This is a genomic window from Mycobacterium sp. 1245805.9 (assembly GCF_001672915.1).
Taxonomy (GTDB): domain Bacteria; phylum Actinomycetota; class Actinomycetes; order Mycobacteriales; family Mycobacteriaceae; genus Mycobacterium.
In genome coordinates this window covers 1-19024 of record NZ_LZKR01000017.1, presented here as the reverse complement: position 1 = coordinate 19024, position 19024 = coordinate 1, and the positions used below count along the sequence as shown (strand labels likewise).

Below are 19024 nucleotides of genomic sequence, written 5' to 3'. Positions count from 1 at the left end.
GAAGTAATGGCGGCAGGCTGGTCGGCGGTGGCGGGACCGGCGGCGCGGGGGGCGACGGCCTCGGGACCACCGGCGGGGACGGCGGCAACGGCGGCAGCGCCGGGCTGATCGGAAACGGCGGCAACGGCGGCAACCGGGGGATCGGCGTACCCAACGGCAACCCTGGCACGGGCGGCGCCGCCGGGCTGTTCGGCCTGTCAGGCGTGAATGGAACCTAGCCCTAGGGCTCCGACCCGGGCTTGAACGGGTTGACCGCGAACTGGATGACCCGGTACGGCGCGGTCGCCCTGGTCCGGGTGTCCCACTGGCTGACGAAGATGCGCAGCTCGTCGAGGGTTGACCCGGGCGAGATGTACCCGCCGTACGGCTGCGCGAGACGGTTGTCGTAGGGCGGCGGGAGGCTTTCGGCGGGATCGGGCCACTCGTCGTGCTGCACCACCGTCGTCACGGGCGCGGTGCCCAGCGACGTCGGGTCGTTGGCGACCCGGACCTCCATGTTGCCGGTGCTGGCGTTGAAGTAGGACAGCACCGCCTTGCCGTCGATCTGCCTGATGGACATCTCACCTACCTGATCGGGCCACAGCGGCGTCGGCGGCCTGCCCCACCCGCCGTCGGGACCCGACGCCCAGCCCTGCCACCGGGACCGGTCGGCGAACGTCTGCGGCGTGGCCCGGTACAACACCACCGGATCCCGTCGCGTGAAGCTGTTGGCCACGATGTACACCCAGCCGCCCGGCGAGTCCGGGGTGGGGATGGGGTCGTAGTAGCCGCTGATCTGCGACTGCCGGCCACCCTGGTAGGAACCGTCGCGGCGGGACCCGGCGACGGTCTGCCAGCCGCCGCGCGCCGGTTCGGCCATCACCAACCGGGAGCTTTGCGGCTCAAGGTTTTTCGTCGTCGTGACCATCAGGTAGTTGCGCCGGTTGACCTGCACCACCCCGGCGGGCAGCTGGGAATCGCCGGGCGGCGTGGGGTCGGCCAGCAGCGGCTTGCCGACTCCGGTGACGCCGGTGTAGCGCACCCCGGCGGGGTCGTCGACCGACGCGGTGTCCACGTGCAGCGCGATCGGCGAGTACCAACCGCCGAACCCGACGCCCTGGCCGGCGAAGCTGTCGCCGCAGACCTGCAACAGCTCGGTGGGGAATTCGACGAACTCACACAGGTCCGTCGCGCCGATGCCGTAGTCACCCGTCGGGGTTCCGGTGCCGGCCGTCGGCCCGATCCGCACCACCTGACCCGGCGCCAGCGGCTGCAGGACGGGTTCCGGCGCCGGCGCCGGAGGATCGGCGCGCGCATGCCAAACAGGCTGGGGCGCAACCAAACACAACACGCTTAGCAGGGCGACCCGGGCCGAGCTCACCCGGGAACTATAGTTCGGCGGCCAGCAGCTCGGCGATCTGGATGGTGTTCAGCGCCGCACCCTTGCGCAGGTTGTCGCCCGACACGAACAGCGCCAGGCCGCGCCCCTCCGGGACGCCCGGGTCCCGGCGGATCCGGCCGACCAGCGATTCGTCGACACCCGCGGCGGCCAGCGGCGTCGGGACGTCGACGACCTTGACGCCCGGGGCGCCGTCGAGCAGCTCGCGGGCGCGCTCGGGCGAGAGCGGCCGGGCGAATTCGGCGTTGATCGACAGCGAGTGCCCGGTGAACACCGGCACCCGCACGCAGGTGCCGGAGACCAACAGGTCCGGGATGCCGAGGATCTTGCGGCTCTCGAAGCGCAGCTTCGCGTCCTCGTCGGTCTCCCCGGAACCGTCGTCCAATAACGAGCCGGCGAGCGGCAGGACGTTGAACGCGATCGGCGCCACATAGGTGTTGGGCGCCGGGAAATCGAGGGCGCCGCCGTCGTACACCAGCTCCTCGGCGCCGTCGATGACGGCGCGCGCCTGGGTCGCCAGTTCCTCGACCCCCGCCAGGCCGCTGCCCGACACCGCCTGATACGTCGACGTCACGATCCGCACCAGTTGCGCCTCGTCGTGCAGCACCTTGAGCACCGGCATGGCGGCCATTGTGGTGCAGTTCGGGTTGGCGATGATGCCCTTGGGTCGGCGGTGCGCGTCGCGGGTGAAGTTCACCTCCGACACCACCAGTGGCACGTCGGGATCCTTGCGCCAGGCCGAGGAGTTGTCGATCACCGTGACTCCCGCCGCGGCGAACCGCGGCGCCTGCACCAGCGACATCGTCTTGCCGGCCGAGAAGACCGCGATGTCCAGCCCCGACGGGTCCGCCGTCGCGGCGTCCTCGACCTCGATCTCCTGGCCGCGGAACTCCAGCTTGCGGCCCTGCGAGCGGGCGGACGCGAAGAACCGCACGGTGGTCGCCGGAAAGTCCCGCTCGTCCAGCAGCCTGCGCATCACCTGGCCCACCTGACCGGTGGCGCCCACTACGCCTATTGAGACGCTATTCGCGCCCATATCTACCTACCCGTCCCCGCATATACCGTCGCCGACTCCTCGCCGCCGAGACCGAACGCCTCGTGTAACGCCACGACGGCCTTGTCTAGTTCGGTGTCGCGGCACAGCACCGAGATCCGGATCTCGGAGGTGGAGATCAGCTCGATGTTGACGCCGACGGCGGCCAGCGCCTCGCAGAAGGTCGCGGTGACGCCCGGATGGCTGCGCATGCCCGCCCCGATCAGCGACACCTTGCCGATGTGGTCGTCGTAGAGCAGCTGGGTGAAACCGATCTCGTCGCGCAGCGCGTCCAGCTTCTCCACCGCGGTGGGGCCGCTGTCGCGCGAGCAGGTGAAGGTGATGTCGGTCTTGCCGTCCTCGACCTTGGACACGTTCTGCAGCACCATGTCGATGTTCACGTCGGCGTCGGCGACGGCCCGGAAAACGCGCGCCGCATAGCCGGGTATGTCGGGCAGCCCGACGATGGTCACCTTGGCCTCGCTGCGGTCGTGCGCGACGCCGGTCAGGATGGGGTCTTCCATGGCTATGTCCTTGATCGATCCCTTAACGATGGTGCCGGGTCTGTCCGAATACGACGAGCGGACGTGCACCGGAATGTCATAGCGGCGAGCGTATTCCACGCAGCGCAGCATCAGCACCTTGGCGCCGCAGGCCGCCATCTCGAGCATCTCCTCGAACGTCACGGTGTCCAGCCTGCGGGCGTTGTGCACGATCCTCGGGTCCGCGCTGAAGATGCCGTCCACGTCGGTGTAGATCTCGCAGACGTCGGCGCCGAGCGCGGCGGCCAGGGCGACCGCGGTGGTGTCCGAACCCCCGCGGCCGAGCGTGGTGACGTCGCGGGTGTCCTGGCTGACCCCCTGGAAGCCGGCGACCAACACGATGCGGCCCTCGTCGAGCGCGGTGCGCAGCCGTCCCGGCGTCACCTCGATGATCTTCGCGTTGCCGTGGGTGCCGGTGGTGATCACGCCGGCCTGCGAACCCGTGAACGACCGGGCCTGCGCGCCGAGCGATTCGATCGCCATCGCGACCAGCGCGTTGGAGATGCGTTCACCGGCGGTCAGCAGCATGTCGAGCTCCCGCGGCGGCGGGGCCGGGCAGACCTGCTGGGCCAGGTCCAGCAGGTCGTCGGTGGTGTCGCCCATCGCGGAAACCACCACGACGACGTCGTTGCCCTGCCTTTTGGTCGCGACGATGCGCTCCGCGACGCGGCGGATCCGGTCGGCATCCGCCACGGATGATCCGCCGTACTTCTGCACGACGAGCGCCACTGTTGTTCTTTCGGTCGGACGGGTATAGGTCCACCACAGAATACGTGTGGCCGCACCTGAGTTTTGCCGCCGCCGACCCGTTGGGCGGTTGTGAAGGGGCGCCCGCCCGTCCGACGGTCGGACAAAGGCGGGCGCCCCGTGGGGCACCTGGTGCGTCGGGCGCTACGACGAGACCGCCTGGATCGCCCAGAAGTCGCTCGCCAGGTGCGCCTTGTTGATGGGCGAGCTGTCCGAGACGTCCTTGGATCCGGTCAGATACTGATACGGCATGTAGAAGTAGCCCTGGTCTCCCCACGACGAGCCCCACGAGTTTCGAACAATCAAGTGGCCCTTGGGGTCTGAGTAGCCGACGGCGAGAACGGCGTGGCCGCCGACGGTGGCCTCACCCGGTTTGGGCATCGGCATCACGCCGGTGTCCGCGACGGACTGCGACTCGAAACTCTGGTACACGGTGAACCCGAATACGACCGCCAGGCTCGAGGCGATGGCGTCCTTGAGCTGCCCCAGCGTCTGGATCGCCTCGTACTGCACCGCCTTGTCCTTCTCCGCGGCGACGTAGCAGCGCTTCGGCGGCTTCACCGTGAACACGCCGATGTCGTAGGGCCACAGCGTCTCCGGGCACACGCCCTCGCGATTGACCACCTTGATGCCGTCCCTGATCATCGCGCCCGAGTCGCTGGACACGGTGCCTTCGAGCGCGCGTTCGTTGTAGTAGATGAACAGCCGTGACGGGATGAAATCGGACAAGCCCTGCCGATCCCGCTCGTACTCCATCGCGGCGGCGATCGCATTTCCCGTGCACGACCCGAGCTGGCCCTGGTCGTACACCGCCGGCATCGACGGGCGCAGGTCGTACTCGGGCGGTAACGAGCCCTTGAGCCTGGCCATGTACATCATGTCGCGGGCATCCGGGAGCTGCGGGCGCCAGCCGAATCCGCGGACGTGGCTCCAGTCCTGCGGCGGCTCATCGGTTTTGACGCGCCGCGACTCTTGCAAAGTTGTCATTGAAATCCTCCTGACCTGGGTGGTAGGTCGACCGTAGGGGCGGGGATCCCGGGTTGGGATGCGTAGTGCGCTACCTCATTTGTCGAGGAGCGGACCGCCGCCGGAGACACAGGTAGGGCGCTACGCGTGCCGTCGCACTCTGGAGGTGATCTGCTCGGATGAACGCGACCAACAGCGGAGGAGTCATGCGGAAGGCCGATGCCGCTTTGCGCAACCAGGTACTGCGCAGGGTGCTCTCCGGCGAGACGGTCGCCGCGGTTGCGGCCGACAGCGGCATCAGCCGCTCGACGGTGTATCGGTGGCGGCGCGAAAGTGCTTGCGCGGCAATAAATTTCTCCTCGCCCGTCGAGGGCTACGTGGCAGACATCACCGGCCCGGGCATCACCGACAAATGGGGGGTGACCTGTACCGACCTCGGCGTCTGCGCGGTCGCGCCGAACGGCAGGCTGGTGTCGGTGTTCGGAGACACCTTCTCCGGCCTCGCCGTCGGGCAGGGGGACTGGCGCGCCCCCGTCGCCCTGATCGGCAGCGGGGACACCGACAGCCCAATCCGCTTCGAGAGCGCGGGCGGCGTGGACCCGGACTACGCGCAGCAGTTGTGGCACTACGTCCACGACGGCCCACCCTGGAAACAGGGCGGGATCAGCACCGTGATCCCGTCGGACGTGCTGGTCATCGGGCAGATGATGTACCTGCACGCCATCGTCAACCGTGGCTTCGGGAACGTGATCCGGACCGGAATCTGGGCCTCCACCGACAACGGCGTCACCTGGCGTGCGATGGGCGCCAAGGCAACCTTTCCCGCGTCGTTGTGCAATGGCTGCGCGCAGCTGTGGTCCTGGGACTACGACCCCGATGACGGTTGGGTCTACGTCGTCTCCACCGGCTTTCAGCGCGACAAGGGCATCATCCTGCGGCGCGTGCGTCCGGGCGATATCGGCGACAAGACCAAGTACTCCGGCTGGGGCTGGGCCGATAACCAATGGGCGTGGGGCAACGCACCGACGCCCATCACACCCCCGGGCGAAACCTGGGGCGAGCTGACATTGCGCAGGCTCGACACCGGCAAGTGGATCCTCGGCGGCTTCCTGTCCTCGGGATATGCGCTGGGCTACCGCACGATCGAGGACCCCACCGCCAATCTCTACGAGGCGGAGATCCAAACGCCGGTGGTCGGGACGACCTGGGACGCGCAGGACCTGCCGAACAACCGGGTCGCGCAGCTGTACGGCGGATACGTTCTTCCCGGCTCGCGCCTGGACGTGCGCGGCGGCGTCGGGCTGGTGGTGTCCCAGTGGGACACGGCGACGGGCTGGCCGTACCGGGCGATGCAGTTCAGGGTGACGCTCAAGGACACGACGGGGACGACAGCGGCGCGACCGGCGCGGCCCGGCAGGCCCGGGCGGAGCCCGCGACGGTGACGCGTCCGTCGCGGATCGCATCGAGTTTTGGCGCCCAGGCCGCGCGCGGTAGAGTGCAAACCGTGCAGCGGGTGCTCCTCCTCGGACGCCGCGACGGGGTCTGATCAAGACCGGCTTCCCGTCGCGGGAGTTCGCGATGCGCCGGTCTGAGGTTCCTTCTCATCCCCCGGAGCAATTATCGTGACCAATCCAGATTCGCCCGACGTCTATAGATCGGCCCGCACCATCGTCAAACCTGACGGTCCACCCGGGCCCGACCAACCCGCCTGGAATCCGCAGCGCGGCTCGTCCATGCCGATCGGCCGGTACCGACCCTTCGCCGAGGAGGTCGAGCCGATCCGCGTGGCCGACCGCACCTGGCCGGACCGGGTCACCACCCGCGCCCCGCTCTGGTGCGCCGTGGATCTGCGCGACGGCAACCAGGCGCTGATCGACCCGATGAGCCCCGCCCGCAAGCGCCGCATGTTCGACCTGCTGGTGCGGATGGGCTACAAGGAGATCGAGGTCGGGTTCCCGTCGGCCAGCCAGACCGACTTCGACTTCGTCCGCGAGATCATCAGCGACGGCGCCATTCCCGACGACGTCACCATCCAGGTTCTGACCCAGTGCCGGCCGGAGCTCATCGAGCGGACCTTCGTGGCATGCGAGGGCGCGCCGCGGGCGATCGTGCACTTCTACAACTCGACGTCGATCCTGCAGCGCCGCGTGGTGTTTCGCGCCGACCGGGCCGCCGTGCAGGCCATCGCGACCGACGGCGCGCGCAAGTGCGTCGAGGAGGCCGCCAAGTACCCCGGCACGCAGTGGCGTTTCGAGTACTCACCGGAGTCCTACACCGGCACGGAACTGGAGTACGCCAAGCAGGTGTGCGACGCCGTCGGCGAGATCATCGCGCCGACACCCGACAACCCGATCATCTTCAACCTGCCCGCCACGGTGGAGATGGCCACGCCCAACGTGTACGCCGACTCGATCGAGTGGATGAGCCGCAACCTGGCCAACCGGGAGTCGGTCATCCTGAGCCTGCATCCGCACAACGACCGCGGAACCGCCGTCGCCGCAGCCGAATTGGGCTACCAGGCGGGCGCCGACCGGATCGAGGGTTGCCTGTTCGGCAACGGGGAGCGCACCGGCAACGTGTGCCTGGTGACCCTGGGGCTCAACCTGTTCTCCCGCGGCGTGGACCCGCAGATCGACTTCTCCAACATCGACGAGATCCGCCGCACCGTGGAGTACTGCAATCAGCTGCCGGTGCACGAGCGTCACCCCTACGGTGGCGACCTGGTCTACACCGCGTTCTCCGGCAGCCACCAGGACGCCATCAACAAGGGCCTCGACCAGATGAAGGTGGATGCGGATGCCGCCGACACCGACGTCGAGGACATGCTCTGGCAGGTTCCGTATCTGCCGATCGACCCCAAGGACGTCGGACGCACCTACGAGGCGGTGATCCGGGTCAATTCGCAGTCCGGCAAGGGCGGCGTGGCCTACATCATGAAGGCCGACCACGGCCTGGCGCTGCCGCGACGGCTGCAGATCGAGTTCTCGCAGGTGATCCAGAAGATCGCCGAGGGCACGGGAGGCGAGGGCGGCGAGGTGTCGCCCAAGGAGATGTGGGAGGCGTTCTCCGAGGAATACCTCGCCCCGGTCTGGCCGCTGGAGCGCATCAAGCAGCGGGTCGACGCCTCCGAGGAGGACGGCGGCACGACGACCATCACCACGACCGTCAAGGTCAACGGCGTGGAGACCGAGATCGTCGGTGTCGGCAACGGCCCGCTCGCGGCCTTCGTCCACGCGCTGGGCACCGTCGGGTTCGACGTCGCCGTGCTGGACTACTCCGAGCACGCGATGAGCTCCGGGGACGACGCGCAGGCGGCGGCGTATGTGGAGGCTTCGGTGGGCGGCAGGACGGTGTGGGGCGTCGGCATCGCGCCGTCGATCACCACCGCGTCGCTGCGGGCCGTGGTCTCTGCGGTGAACCGGGCGTCGCGCTAACCGTTGAAGAAGGCGCGCAAAAGTCGGTCGACGAGCGTGGCCGGGTCATCGTCGGCACCTGGGATCGTGAGGTTGCTGAACACGTAGCCGTTGAGCAGCCGGCTCAGCTGTTCCATCTGCTGCGGTTCCGGGCTGAAGCCCGCCGCCTCGAAGATGAGGGTGGCCGACTTCACCGCGGCGGCCTGCAGGTCTTTGAGGAACGGCTGCAGCTCCGGGCGGCGGGTGCCCTCCATGAACAGCTCGAACCGCGCCAGCGTGTAACGGCGGGCCTGCTCGTCGGGGTCGGACAGCATCCGCGTCAGCAGCGCCTCGATGCCGTCGCGGGTGAGCGACCCGATCGCGGCCTGCAGGGCCTCGACGCGCTGCCAATGCAGGTCGACCGTCCGCGCCGCGGTGGCTTCGAGCAGCGCCTGGCGCGTGCGGAAGTAGTTCGACGTGGTGCCCGCGGGCAGGCCCGCCCGCTCGTCGACCTGGCGATGCGTCAGGCCCCCGACCCCCTCGTCGGCCAAGATGCCGATGGCGGCGTCGAGGAGCTGGGCGCGGCGTTCCGGATTGGGGGGCATCAGTCTTTGTAGCGCAGCCGCCAGAACATCGTCAGGAACGCCGGATAGACCACGATCAACAGCAGGTAGCTGAACCACGGGCGAAACCACATGTAGACCGACAGGTCCTTGGTGACATACGAACACCAGATGTGCAGCGGGACGCTGCCGGCGATGTACACGACCGACGCCGTGAAGAACGCCCGATGCGGCTTGTTGGCGAACCGCACCCGCCGCCAGACCAGGACGCCAGTGATGGCCGCATACGTCATCGGGACGAGCAGGATCCTGTCGGTCGTCAGCGTCATGGCGTATTTCAGCGTGAGGTCGTCGCCGAAGATCACCCGGTACAGGTGGATGAGCACACCGAGCGAGATGGTCAGCATGGCCGCCTGGCGGAAGAAATAGCCGTGCCGGCGGTAGGAGGCCCACCAGGACTTCCGTTGTACTACGTCTGTAGTGGTTGTCATGACGCAACGGTACTACTACGGATGTAGTGATGCAAGGCGTCGGTCAGAACAACGCGAGCTGAGGGTTCGTCGTGTTGACGTCGGTGAACTCCTCCATGCTGGTGCCCCGGGCGACGGCGCCTACGCAGTCCATGAACTGCGCGTCGGACACCACCGGCACTCCCAGCTGCCGGGCGTGATAGCCCTTGCCCTGCTCGGGGGCGGTGTCGTTGCAGACCACCAGCGAGGTCTCCCCGTCCACGACATCGCTGTAGGCCAGCCCGGCGTGCAGGATCCGCTCGACCAGCTCCTCGTGGGTGCGCGCCACCTCGGCGGCCAGCGCCACCCGCATGCCCTGGACCAGCGGCCGGCCGCCGACATATGGCCCCGGGTTGAGATAGGGGCACGGCATCCGCGAGGCCAGCACCTTCAGCGGGCGCAGCTCGTCGTGGGTCACCCGCCCGTTGGGCCATTGGCGCCGGGTCACCGGATGCACCGGGAGCCAGACGTCGCGTTCGCGCGCCCGCTCGAGCGCCGACTCCAGCACGCCGGTCAGCACCGTCGCGTCGTCGAAGGCGTCGTGCGGCCGTTCCTGGATCACGCCCCAATGGGCCGCGAGCGTCTCCAGCCGCAGATTGTCGACCCCGAGGTCTAGCCGGCGCGCCAGCTCGACCGTGCACATGACGTGGTCGACGGGGAGCTCCGCCTCGGCGAGCGCCGCCTCGGCGGCCAGGAACGCGTAGTCGAAGGCGACGTTGTGCGCCACCAGCGTGCGGCCCCGCAGCACCTCGACGAGGTCACCGACGATGTCGGCGAACTGCGGCTGGTCCTCCAGCATGGCGGCGGTGAGGCCGTGCACGTGGGTGGGGCCGGGGTCCACCCCGGGATTGAGCAGGCTGACCACGGACTGCTCGACCCGGCCGTTCGCGTCCAGACCCAGCGCGGCAATGCTGATGATCCGCGCCTGGCCCGGCCGAAACCCCGACGTCTCGACGTCGATTACGGCCCAACCCCCGCCCGGCTCGCTGGCCGGCCGCCCCCAGGACACCCGGTTCATGAACTGAGGATGGCACGGAAGGCCGACATCGCCGGTTCGCTACGAGTCGTGTCGCGCGTAAATCCACGAGGGCGACACGCAGCGCCCGGCGCGCAGCGCCGCGCTTGCGATCGCCCACGGGATCGATGCGGGCGACCCGCGGCGCCCGGCGCACGGCGCCGCGCCTGCGATCGCCCACGGGATCGATGCGGGCGACCCGCGGCGCCCGGCGCACGGCGCCGCGCTTGCGATCGCCCTAATAAACTCTCGCGGGTGATCACCACCCGTGCGCGCCTGGCTCTCGCCGCGGGGGCGAGCGCGCGCTGGGCGTCGCGGGTCACCGGGCGCGGGGCCGGGGCCATGATCGGCGGCCTGGTCGCGATGACCCTGGACCGCTCGGTGCTGCGCCAGTTGGGCGTCGGGCGGCGCACCGTCGTCGTCACCGGCACCAACGGCAAGTCGACGACCACGCGGATGACGGCGGCCGCCCTCGGGACCCTGGGCCCGGTGGCCACCAACGCCGAGGGCGCCAACATGGACGCCGGACTGGTGGCCGCGCTGGCCGCCGACCGGCGGGCCGGGCTGGCCGCCCTAGAAGTCGACGAGATGCACGTGCCGCACGTGTCGGATGCCGTGGAACCCAGCGTCATCGTGCTGCTCAACCTGTCGCGCGACCAGCTCGATCGGGTCGGCGAGATCAACGTCATCGAACGCACGCTGCGGGCCGGCCTGGCCCGGCACCCGGACGCCGTCGTCGTCGCCAACTGCGACGACGTGCTGATGACCTCCGCGGCCTACGAAAGCCCCAACGTGGTGTGGGTGGCCGCGGGCGGGGCGTGGGCGAACGACTCGGTCAGCTGCCCGCGCAGCGGCGAGGTCATCGTCCGGGAGAAGGGCCACTGGTACTCCACCGGCGCCGACTTCAAGCGGCCCAGCCCGCAGTGGTGGTTCGGCCCAGAAGATGGGGACACGCTGTACGGGCCCGACGGCCTGGCCCTGCCGATGCGGTTGGCGCTGCCGGGCACGGTGAACCGGGGCAACGCCGCGCAGGCAGTCGCCGCCGCCGTCGCGCTGGGGGCCGACCCCGCGAAGGCGGTGGCCGCGGTTTCCGAGGTCGACGAAGTCGCCGGGCGCTACCGCAGCGTGCGCGTCGGCCAGCACGACGCGCGGATCCTGTTGGCCAAGAACCCCGCCGGCTGGCAGGAGGCGCTGTCGATGGTGGACAAGCACGCGGCCGGGGTGGTCATCGCGGTCAACGGGCAGGTGCCCGACGGCGAGGACCTGTCCTGGCTGTGGGACGTGCGATTCGAACACTTCGAGGAGACCGCCGTGGTGGCCGCCGGCGAACGCGGCACCGACCTGGCCGTGCGCCTCGGGTACGCGGGCGTCGAGCACACGCTGGTGCACGACACCGTGGCGGCCATCGCGTCGTGCCCGCCCGGGCGCGTCGAGGTCGTCGCCAACTACACCGCCTTCCTGCAGCTGCAACGAGCGTTGGCGCGCCGTGGCTGACTCGACCGTGCGGATCGGGCTGGTGCTGCCCGACGTGATGGGCACCTACGGCGACGGCGGCAACGCCCTGGTGCTGCGCCAACGGCTGCGGCTGCGGGGGGTGGCCGCCGAGATCGTCGAGATCACGTTGGCCGACCCGGTGCCGGAGTCGCTGGACCTCTACACGCTGGGCGGCGCGGAGGACTACGCGCAGCGGCTGGCCACCAAGCACCTGATCAAGCACCCGGGCCTGCAGCGCGCGGCGGAGCGGGGCGCGCCGGTGCTGGCGATCTGCGCGGCCATCCAGGTGCTCGGGCACTGGTACGAGACGTCGGCCGGGGAACGGGTCGACGGCGTCGGCATGCTGGACCTGACCACCACCCCCCAAGACCGGCGCACCATCGGCGAGCTGCTGAGCGACCCGCTGCCGGGCGGGTTGACGCAACGGCTGACCGGCTTCGAAAACCATCGGGGCGGAACGGTTTTGGGGCCTGCGGCGTCGCCGCTGGGCGCGGTGGTCAAGGGCGCGGGCAACAGGGCCGGCGACGGCTTCGACGGCGCGGTGCAGGGCAGCGTGGTCGCGACCTACATGCACGGGCCCTGCCTGGCCCGCAATCCGGAGCTGGCCGACCTGCTGCTCGGCAACGTGGTGGGCGAGCTGCCGCCGCTGCAGCTGCCCGAGGTGGACCTGCTGCGCCGCGAGCGGCTGGCCGCCCGCTAGGGCGCCTACCTGCGCTCCAAGAATCCTTCAAGGATCCGTCTAGGGCCGCCGCCCAGCCTTTTCTCGAGGCCCACCGAGAAAAGGAACCCCATGAGCAACGCCAGATCCAGGGTCGCCGCCGCGGCGCGCATCGTCGGGCTGGCGGCCGTGTTGAGCGCGGCGGCCGGCTCGATGGTCGCGTTCGCGGGGACCGCCGACGCGGCCCCCTCCCCGCGCCACGAGGGGATGCACGGCGACCCGGCGGCCGCCGCACCCTTCTGGCGCTACCAGCAGCAGGACCTCGATTGCGGCGAGATGGCGGTCGCTGACGTGGTCGGCCAGGTCACCGGCCACCAGCCCAGCGAGGAACAGATCACCGGCGTGGCCGCAAACATCCCGAGCGTGAGCCGCCCCGGCCCCATCTTCAAGCCCGGCGCCAAGACCAAGAACTCGGACCTGCCCGTGCTGCTGGCACACTATGGCGTCGCGTCCGAGGCCGTGCACACCAACATCGGCGCCCTCGAGCAGGATCTCGACCAGGGCCGCAAGGTGATCGTCGGGCTGAACGACCGGATCATCTGGAACTCGGGCGGCGACCGCTCGCAGGAAAACCACTTCGTGGTCGTCACCGGCATCGACACCAAGACCAACCTGGTGCACCTCAACGACAGCGGCGCCGCGGCCGGCCGCGACGAGCAGGTTTCCATCGCCACCTTCGAAGCCGCGTGGAACACCAGCGACAACTTCGCCGTCGTGACCAGGTGACGGACGCGGATACGTCGCCGAGCCTGTAAATCCGCAGGAGAAGTGCGAGTAACGGCCTGCAAAATTACAGGCTCGCCGCTCTGCGGACCGTCAGACCATCGCCCGGCGGCCGGTGAGCGCGCGGCCCAGCGTCAGTTCGTCGGCGAACTCCAAGTCGCCGCCCATCGGCAGCCCCGACGCGATCCGTGTCACCGTCAGGCCGGGGATGTCGCGCAGCATCCGGACCAGGTAGGTGGCGGTCGCCTCCCCCTCGGTGTTGGGGTCGGTGGCGATGATCACCTCGGTGATGTCGACGTCGTCGACGCGCTCACCGATGCGGCTCAGCAGCTCGCGGATGCGCAGCTGGTCGGGACCCACCCCGGACAACGGATCGAGCGCCCCTCCGAGGACGTGGTAGCGGCCGCGGAATTCGCGGGTCCGCTCGACGGCCTGGATGTCCTTGGGCTCCTCGACGACGCACACCTGGGAGCCGTCCCGGCGCGGATCGGCGCAAATTCGGCACCGCTCGTCGTCGGAGACGTTGCCGCACACCGCGCAGAACCGCACGCCGTCGCGGACCTTCGCCAGCACCGCGGTCAGCCGGTCGATGTCGTGCGGCTCGACGGACAACAGGTGGAACGCGATGCGCTGCGCGCTCTTGGGCCCAATGCCCGGCAGCTTGCCCAGCTCGTCGATCAAGTCCTGGACGGGTCCCTCAAACATGTCGGTGTGACGTCACAGCCCCGGCAGTTGGGTGGGCGGCGCCGGCGGTTTGGCCGGCGGGGCGCCCATGGCTCCGGCCAGCGCGCCCAGCCGCTCCTGCGCCATCTTGGTGACCTGCGACGACGCGTCGGCCATGGCGCCGACGATCAGGTCCTGCAGCGTCTCGATGTCGGCGGGGTCGACGACCTTGGGATCGATCTGCACGCCGACCACCTCGCCGCTGCCTTTGACGGTCACCTTGACCAAGCCCCCGCCGGCCTCGCCGTGCACCTCGGAGTTAGCGAGCTGTTGCTGGGCCTCCAGTAGCTTTTGCTGCATCTGCTGCGCCTGGGCGAGCAGTTGCGACATGTCGCCTCCGGGTTGCATGACAATCCCCTCGCATCTTGGTCTCGAGTTGGTTTCGCCTGCGGGTGTCGGGCGATTCGGAACACCCAGCGTAGACCGCGCGACGTTACCTTGGCCCGGTGGACCTACGACTGAGCAGGCGTGTCGGGATCAAATTTGTGGTCGGTGCGCTGGTTGCGGCCTCGACGGCGATCATGCCGACCGCCACCGCGGTTCCCTCCAACATCGCCGGGATGGTCGTTTTCATCGACCCGGGCCACAACGGCTCGAACGACGCGTCCATCTCCCGCCAGGTGCCCACCGGGCGCGGCGGCACGAAGGACTGCCAGGCCAGCGGGACGTCGACCAACAGCGGGTACGGGGAGCACACGTTCACCTGGGACACCGCGCTGCGGGTTCGCGCCGAGCTCAACGCGCTGGGCGTGCGGACCGCCATGTCGCGCGGCGACGACACGGGGCTTGGTCCCTGCGTCGACGCGCGCGCCAACATGGCCAACTCGTTGCACCCCAACGCGATCCTGAGCATCCACGCCGACGGCGGCCCGCCGTCCGGGCGGGGCTTTCACGTCAACTACTCGGCCCCGCCGCTGAACCAGGCGCAGGCCGGGCCGTCGGTGCAGTACGCCCGGATCATGCGCGACCAGCTGCAGGCCTCGGGCATTCCGCCCGCCAACTACATCGGCCAGGACGGTTTGTACGGGCGTTCGGACCTCGCCGGGCTGAACCTGGCGCAGTACCCGTCGATCCTCGTCGAATGCGGCAACATGAAGAATCCGGTGGATTCGGCGCTGATGGAATCCGCCGACGGCCGCCAGAAATACGCCGACGCGCTGGTCCGCGGCGTCGCGGGCTTCCTGGCCACCCAGGGCCAGGCGCGTTAGCCTTCCAGTTCGTTCTTGAGGTTCGTCAACACCTCGGACTGAATCCTCTTCAGCCCCAACGGTGCAAAGGTTTTCTCGAAGAAGCCCTTGACGCCGCCCGCGCCGGTCCAGGTGGTCTTCACCGTGACGCTCGACCCCGCCCCGGCCGGGGCCACCGTCCAGTTGATGACCATCGACGAGTTCGCGTCCTTCTCGATGACGGTGTGGCCGGCCACGTCGACGTTCACCTGCACGTCGCGCACCCGCGACTTAGTGGCCTGCAGCTTCCACTTGGCGACGGTGCCCGCACCCTGGCCGCCCTGCAGCACCTGGTACTCGCTGTACTGCGGCGACAGGATCTTCGGGCGCACCTTCTGGTAGTCCGCCACCGCGGCAAGGGTGGCCTCGGGCCCGACGTTGATCAAGATCGTGCTGGCTGCGCTCACCTGGCCCATCAGGCCCGACTCCTCCTGCTAATGCCGCCCGCGCTCGGGTGCACGGGCTGTTTTCGAAGACTAGGGTATATGTGGTGCCAGTCCCTGGATCTGCACTCTCGGCTCACGCAGCGGGCGTTGATCGGTTGATGGCGAGTTATCGATCCATCCCGACGACGTCCGCCGTCCGGCTCGCCAAGCCCACCTCAAACCTGTTCCGCGCCCGCACGAAACGCGATTCACGCGGCCTGGACACCTCCGGTTTGACCGGCGTTCTCTCGGTCGATCCCGAAACCCGCACGGCCGACGTCGCCGGCATGTGCACCTACGAGGACCTGGTGGCCGCGACCCTGCCGTATGGCCTTTCGCCACTGGTGGTTCCGCAATTGAAGACCATCACCCTCGGCGGCGCGGTCAGCGGCCTGGGCATCGAGTCGGCGTCGTTTCGCAACGGCCTGCCGCACGAGTCGGTGCTGGAGATGGACGTCCTCACCGGCGCCGGCGAGTTGCTCACCACCTCGCGCACCCAGCATCCCGACCTGTTCCGCGCCTTCCCCAATTCCTATGGCACACTGGGCTATTCGACGCGGATCCGGATCGAGCTGGAAACCGTCGCGCCGTTCGTGGCGTTGCGCCATGTCCGGTTCCGCTCGCTACCCGAGCTGGTCGCGGCGATGGAACGCATCATCGACACGGGCGGGCAGGGCGGCACCCCGGTGGACTACTTGGACGGCGTGGTGTTCAGCGCCGACGAAAGCTACCTGTGCGTGGGCCGGCGCACCGGCACGCCGGGTCCGGTCAGCGACTACACCGGGAAAAACATTTACTACCAATCGATTCGGCACGACTCGGTCGGGGTGGAACCCACCAAGGACGATCGGCTGACGATCCACGACTACCTGTGGCGCTGGGACACCGACTGGTTTTGGTGCTCACGCGCGTTCGGCGTGCAGAATCCGCGGCTGCGCCGCTGGTGGCCGCGGCGTTACCGACGCAGCAGCGTCTACTCGAAACTCATCGCCCTGGATCAGCGCTTCGGCATCGCCGACCGGATCGAGAAGCGCAACGGGCGCCCACCGCGCGAACGCGTGGTGCAGGACGTCGAGGTGCCGGTCGAACGCACCTGCGCGTTCTTGGAATGGTTCCTGGACAACGTGCCCATCACCCCGATCTGGCTGTGTCCCCTGCGCCTGCGCGATCACGAGGGCTGGCCGCTGTATCCGATGCGGCCGGACCACACATACGTCAACATTGGGTTCTGGTCTTCGGTGCCGGCGGGCGCCACCGAAGGCGTCACCAACCGAACGATCGAGGCCAAGGTCAGCAAGCTCGACGGCCACAAGTCGCTGTACTCCGACTCCTACTACACCCGCGAGGAGTTTGACGAACTGTATGGCGGGGAGACATACAAGACCGTGAAAAAGACCTACGACCCCGATTCTCGTCTCTTGGACCTGTACGCAAAGGCGGTGCAACGGCGATGACCACGACGAAAGAGCCCCACCACACCACCACCGGCAAGCTGAGCATGGCCGAGATCCTGGAGATCTTCGCCGCGACCGGGCGCCACCCGCTGAAGTTCACCGCGTACGACGGCAGCACCGCCGGCAGCGAGGACGCCGAGCTGGGCCTGGACCTGTGTTCGCCCCGGGGCGCCACCTACCTGGCCACCGCCCCCGGCGAACTCGGCCTCGCCCGCGCCTACGTCTCGGGTGACCTGCAGACCTACGGCGTGCATCCCGGCGATCCGTACCAGTTGCTCAAGACACTGACCGACCGGGTCGATTTCAAGCGGCCGTCGGCGCGGGTGCTCGCCAACGTTGTCCGCTCCATGGGCGTCGAGCATTTACTGCCTGTCGCGCCTCCACCGGAGGAGGCGCCGCCGCCGCCGCCGCGCGTCGCCGCCGGCGTCATGCACAGCAAGACCCGTGACGCCGAGGCCATCCACCACCACTACGACGTCTCCAACACCTTCTACGAATGGGTGCTCGGTCCGTCGATGACCTACACCTGCGCGGTCTACCCGCACGCGGACGCGACGCTGGAAGAGGCCCAGGACAACAAGTACCGGCTGATCTTTGAGAAGCTGCGGCTGCAGCCGGGCGACCGGCTGCTCGACGTCGGCTGCGGTTGGGGCGGCATGGTGCGCTACGCGGCGCGACGTGGTGTTCGCGCGATCGGCGCCACCCTGTCGGCCGAGCAGGCGAAGTGGGCGCGCCGGGCGATCGAGGACGAGGGGCTGACGGACCTCGCGGAGGTGCGCCACTCCGACTACCGCGACGTCAACGAGGCGGGGTTCGACGCCGTCTCCTCCATCGGCCTGACCGAGCACATCGGCGTCAAGAACTACCCCGCGTACTTCGGCTTCCTGAAGTCCAAGCTGCGCACCGGCGGGCTGCTGCTCAACCACTGCATCACCCGCCACGACAACAAGTCGACCTCCTTCGCCGGCGGGTTCACCGACCGCTACGTGTTCCCGGACGGCGAGCTGACCGGCTCGGGCCGCATCGTCACCGAGATCCAGGACGCCGGTTTCGAGGTGTTGCACGAGGAGAACTTCCGGCATCACTACGCGATGACGCTGCGCGACTGGTGCCGAAACCTCGTCGAGCACTGGGACGAGGGAGTCGCCGAGGTCGGCTTGGCGACAGCCAAGGTGTGGGGCCTGTACATGGCGGCCTCACGAGTTGCCTTCGAGCAGAACAACCTTCAGCTGCACCATGTGCTGGCGGCCAACGTCAACGCCCGCGGCGACGACGACCTGCCGCTGCGCCCGTGGTGGACGCCTTAGCTTCTGCTAGCCGCCGTCTATCCGGCGCGCGCCCAGCTCGTTCTGCAGCAGCTCGAGTGCGGCCTCTTCCGGATCGCGCCTTGGCGCCGCCTCGCTGCGGCCGGCCTCGGCGAGCATGTGCTCCTCTTCGTCTCGCTGAGACGGACCCGCGTCGGCGGGCTCGTCCGGGGCCGCTTCCTGCCTGACGGGCGGCGTGGCGGCCGGCCCGGGTTCGGCCGCGCCCACCTCGCAGCGCACCCGCCAGCTCACCCCCAGCGCGTCCTTGAGCGCTTCGGCGATGACGTCGGCGTTGCGCTGTTCGGACAGCCGCTTGGCCAGCGGCGCCGACGCGTGGGTCAGCACCAACGTGTTGTCCTCCACCGCGCGCACCGTCGCCCCCGCCAGCATCACCTCGGTGGTGCGGGACCGCTGGCGCACCTTGTCTCGCACCGTCGGCCACATGGTGCGCACCGCCGAGGCATTGAGTTCGCCTGGGGCAGAGGCGGATTCGGGTTCGGGCGCCGGTTCCGGGGCGCGCACCGGTTCGGGGGCGGGCGTGGGCTCGGGTTTCGGCTGGGGCCGGGAAACGACCGCCCGCCGCGGCGGCGGGCTGGGCTCGGCGGCGGCCTCCGACGCCGGGATGGAGACGCTCAGCCGGGTCTCGATCCGCTCGACACGCTGCAGCAGCGCCGACTCGGCATCGCTGGCCGACGGCAGCAGCAGCCGCGCGCAGATCACTTCGAGCAACAGGCGCGGCGCCGTCGCGCCGCGCATCTCGCCCAGCCCGGCCTGCACGACCTCGGCGTAGCGGGTCAGCGTCGCCGGGCCGA

The 19024-nt window shown here is 69.2% G+C and carries 19 protein-coding genes and 1 pseudogene; 9 read left to right on the top strand and 11 right to left on the bottom strand.

Features of this window, described 5'->3' with window-relative positions; translation table 11 throughout:
* A partial coding sequence (locus A9X00_RS31105) for a hypothetical protein (protein ID WP_067148962.1) occupies positions 1 to 218 on the top strand: 218 nt, incomplete at its 5' end.
* 2 nt (positions 219 to 220) lie between these two features.
* On the opposite strand, the gene A9X00_RS02900 is transcribed toward A9X00_RS31105, so the two are convergent.
* The 4 genes from A9X00_RS02900 to A9X00_RS02885 form a co-directional block, all read right to left on the bottom strand.
* Entirely contained in the window at positions 221 to 1360 is a 1140-nt protein-coding gene (locus tag A9X00_RS02900) for a DUF4185 domain-containing protein (RefSeq protein ID WP_067148960.1), read from the bottom strand.
* A gap of 7 nt (positions 1361 to 1367) precedes the next feature.
* Entirely contained in the window at positions 1368 to 2414 is a 1047-nt protein-coding gene (locus tag A9X00_RS02895; protein WP_067148958.1) for an aspartate-semialdehyde dehydrogenase, read from the bottom strand.
* Positions 2415 to 2416: 2 nt separating this feature from the next.
* Positions 2417 to 3682, bottom strand: a complete 1266-nt coding sequence (locus tag A9X00_RS02890) for an aspartate kinase (RefSeq protein ID WP_067148955.1) — start codon at positions 3680 to 3682, stop codon at positions 2417 to 2419.
* Between the two features lie 162 nt (positions 3683 to 3844).
* On the bottom strand, positions 3845 to 4687 hold the full coding sequence (locus A9X00_RS02885; protein WP_082974662.1) for a C1 family peptidase: 843 nt from the start codon (positions 4685 to 4687) through the stop codon (positions 3845 to 3847).
* 185 nt (positions 4688 to 4872) lie between these two features.
* Between A9X00_RS02885 and A9X00_RS02880 the strand changes: the two genes are divergently transcribed.
* Positions 4873 to 6108 (top strand): DUF4185 domain-containing protein, encoded by a 1236-nt coding sequence (locus A9X00_RS02880; RefSeq protein WP_197515035.1) that lies wholly within the window; start codon positions 4873 to 4875, stop codon positions 6106 to 6108.
* Between the two features lie 180 nt (positions 6109 to 6288).
* Positions 6289 to 8100 carry a 2-isopropylmalate synthase gene (leuA, locus tag A9X00_RS02875; protein ID WP_067148952.1) on the top strand — a complete coding sequence of 604 codons (1812 nt, stop codon included), beginning with the start codon at positions 6289 to 6291 and terminating at the stop codon, positions 8098 to 8100.
* Here the strand turns inward: leuA and A9X00_RS02870 are convergent.
* The 3 genes from A9X00_RS02870 to A9X00_RS02860 are packed head-to-tail and all read right to left on the bottom strand — an operon-like array spanning position 8097 to position 10148.
* The gene (locus tag A9X00_RS02870; protein WP_067148950.1) at positions 8097 to 8663 is read right to left on the bottom strand and encodes a TetR/AcrR family transcriptional regulator; all 567 of its coding nucleotides are present in this window, start codon (positions 8661 to 8663) and stop codon (positions 8097 to 8099) included. The two genes, leuA and A9X00_RS02870, sit on opposite strands and share 4 nt — an antisense overlap.
* Positions 8663 to 9112, bottom strand: a complete 450-nt coding sequence (locus tag A9X00_RS02865; protein WP_067148947.1) for a hypothetical protein — start codon at positions 9110 to 9112, stop codon at positions 8663 to 8665. The genes A9X00_RS02870 and A9X00_RS02865 overlap by 1 nt, the downstream gene beginning before the upstream one ends.
* 43 nt (positions 9113 to 9155) lie before the next feature.
* Entirely contained in the window at positions 9156 to 10148 is a 993-nt protein-coding gene (locus A9X00_RS02860; protein ID WP_067148945.1) for a DEDDh family exonuclease, read from the bottom strand.
* Between the two features lie 252 nt (positions 10149 to 10400).
* Here A9X00_RS02860 and A9X00_RS02855 point away from each other — a divergent pair, with 252 nt between their 5' ends.
* From A9X00_RS02855 to A9X00_RS02845, 3 genes are all read left to right on the top strand, one after another.
* A complete protein-coding gene (locus A9X00_RS02855) occupies positions 10401 to 11639 on the top strand; it encodes a Mur ligase family protein (RefSeq protein ID WP_067148942.1) in 1239 nt (412 codons plus the stop codon).
* On the top strand, positions 11632 to 12339 hold the full coding sequence (locus tag A9X00_RS02850) for a type 1 glutamine amidotransferase (RefSeq protein ID WP_067148939.1): 708 nt from the start codon (positions 11632 to 11634) through the stop codon (positions 12337 to 12339). Before A9X00_RS02855 ends, A9X00_RS02850 begins: the two co-directional genes overlap by 8 nt.
* A 90-nt stretch (positions 12340 to 12429) precedes the next feature.
* On the top strand, positions 12430 to 13083 hold the full coding sequence (locus A9X00_RS02845) for a C39 family peptidase (protein ID WP_067148936.1): 654 nt from the start codon (positions 12430 to 12432) through the stop codon (positions 13081 to 13083).
* Positions 13084 to 13173: 90 nt separating this feature from the next.
* Here the strand turns inward: A9X00_RS02845 and recR are convergent, their stop codons facing one another.
* Together recR and A9X00_RS02835 are read right to left on the bottom strand one after the other, a co-directional pair.
* Positions 13174 to 13785: a recombination mediator RecR gene (recR, locus tag A9X00_RS02840; protein ID WP_067148933.1), complete on the bottom strand. Its 612-nt coding sequence runs from the start codon at positions 13783 to 13785 to the stop codon at positions 13174 to 13176.
* A 12-nt stretch (positions 13786 to 13797) separates the two neighbouring features.
* Positions 13798 to 14151: a YbaB/EbfC family nucleoid-associated protein gene (locus A9X00_RS02835; protein WP_067148930.1), complete on the bottom strand. Its 354-nt coding sequence runs from the start codon at positions 14149 to 14151 to the stop codon at positions 13798 to 13800.
* 98 nt (positions 14152 to 14249) lie between these two features.
* On the opposite strand from A9X00_RS02835, the gene A9X00_RS02830 reads away from it, so the two are divergent.
* Complete coding sequence (locus A9X00_RS02830; RefSeq protein WP_067148927.1) at positions 14250 to 15011, top strand: Rv3717 family N-acetylmuramoyl-L-alanine amidase; 762 nt, start codon at positions 14250 to 14252, stop codon at positions 15009 to 15011.
* Here the strand turns inward: A9X00_RS02830 and A9X00_RS02825 are convergent.
* On the bottom strand, positions 15008 to 15445 hold the full coding sequence (locus tag A9X00_RS02825) for an SRPBCC family protein (RefSeq protein WP_067148924.1): 438 nt from the start codon (positions 15443 to 15445) through the stop codon (positions 15008 to 15010). The two genes, A9X00_RS02830 and A9X00_RS02825, sit on opposite strands and share 4 nt — an antisense overlap.
* A 71-nt stretch (positions 15446 to 15516) precedes the next feature.
* On the opposite strand from A9X00_RS02825, the gene A9X00_RS02820 reads away from it, so the two are divergent.
* Positions 15517 to 16908: an FAD-binding oxidoreductase gene (locus tag A9X00_RS02820; protein ID WP_067148920.1), complete on the top strand. Its 1392-nt coding sequence runs from the start codon at positions 15517 to 15519 to the stop codon at positions 16906 to 16908.
* Positions 16905 to 18215 (top strand): class I SAM-dependent methyltransferase, encoded by a 1311-nt coding sequence (locus A9X00_RS02815; protein WP_197515034.1) that lies wholly within the window; start codon positions 16905 to 16907, stop codon positions 18213 to 18215. The genes A9X00_RS02820 and A9X00_RS02815 overlap by 4 nt, the downstream gene beginning before the upstream one ends.
* Before the next feature lie 6 nt (positions 18216 to 18221).
* On the opposite strand, the pseudogene A9X00_RS02810 reads toward A9X00_RS02815, so the two are convergent.
* Positions 18222 to 19024, bottom strand: a pseudogene (locus tag A9X00_RS02810) (DNA polymerase III subunit gamma/tau); the annotation flags it as partial.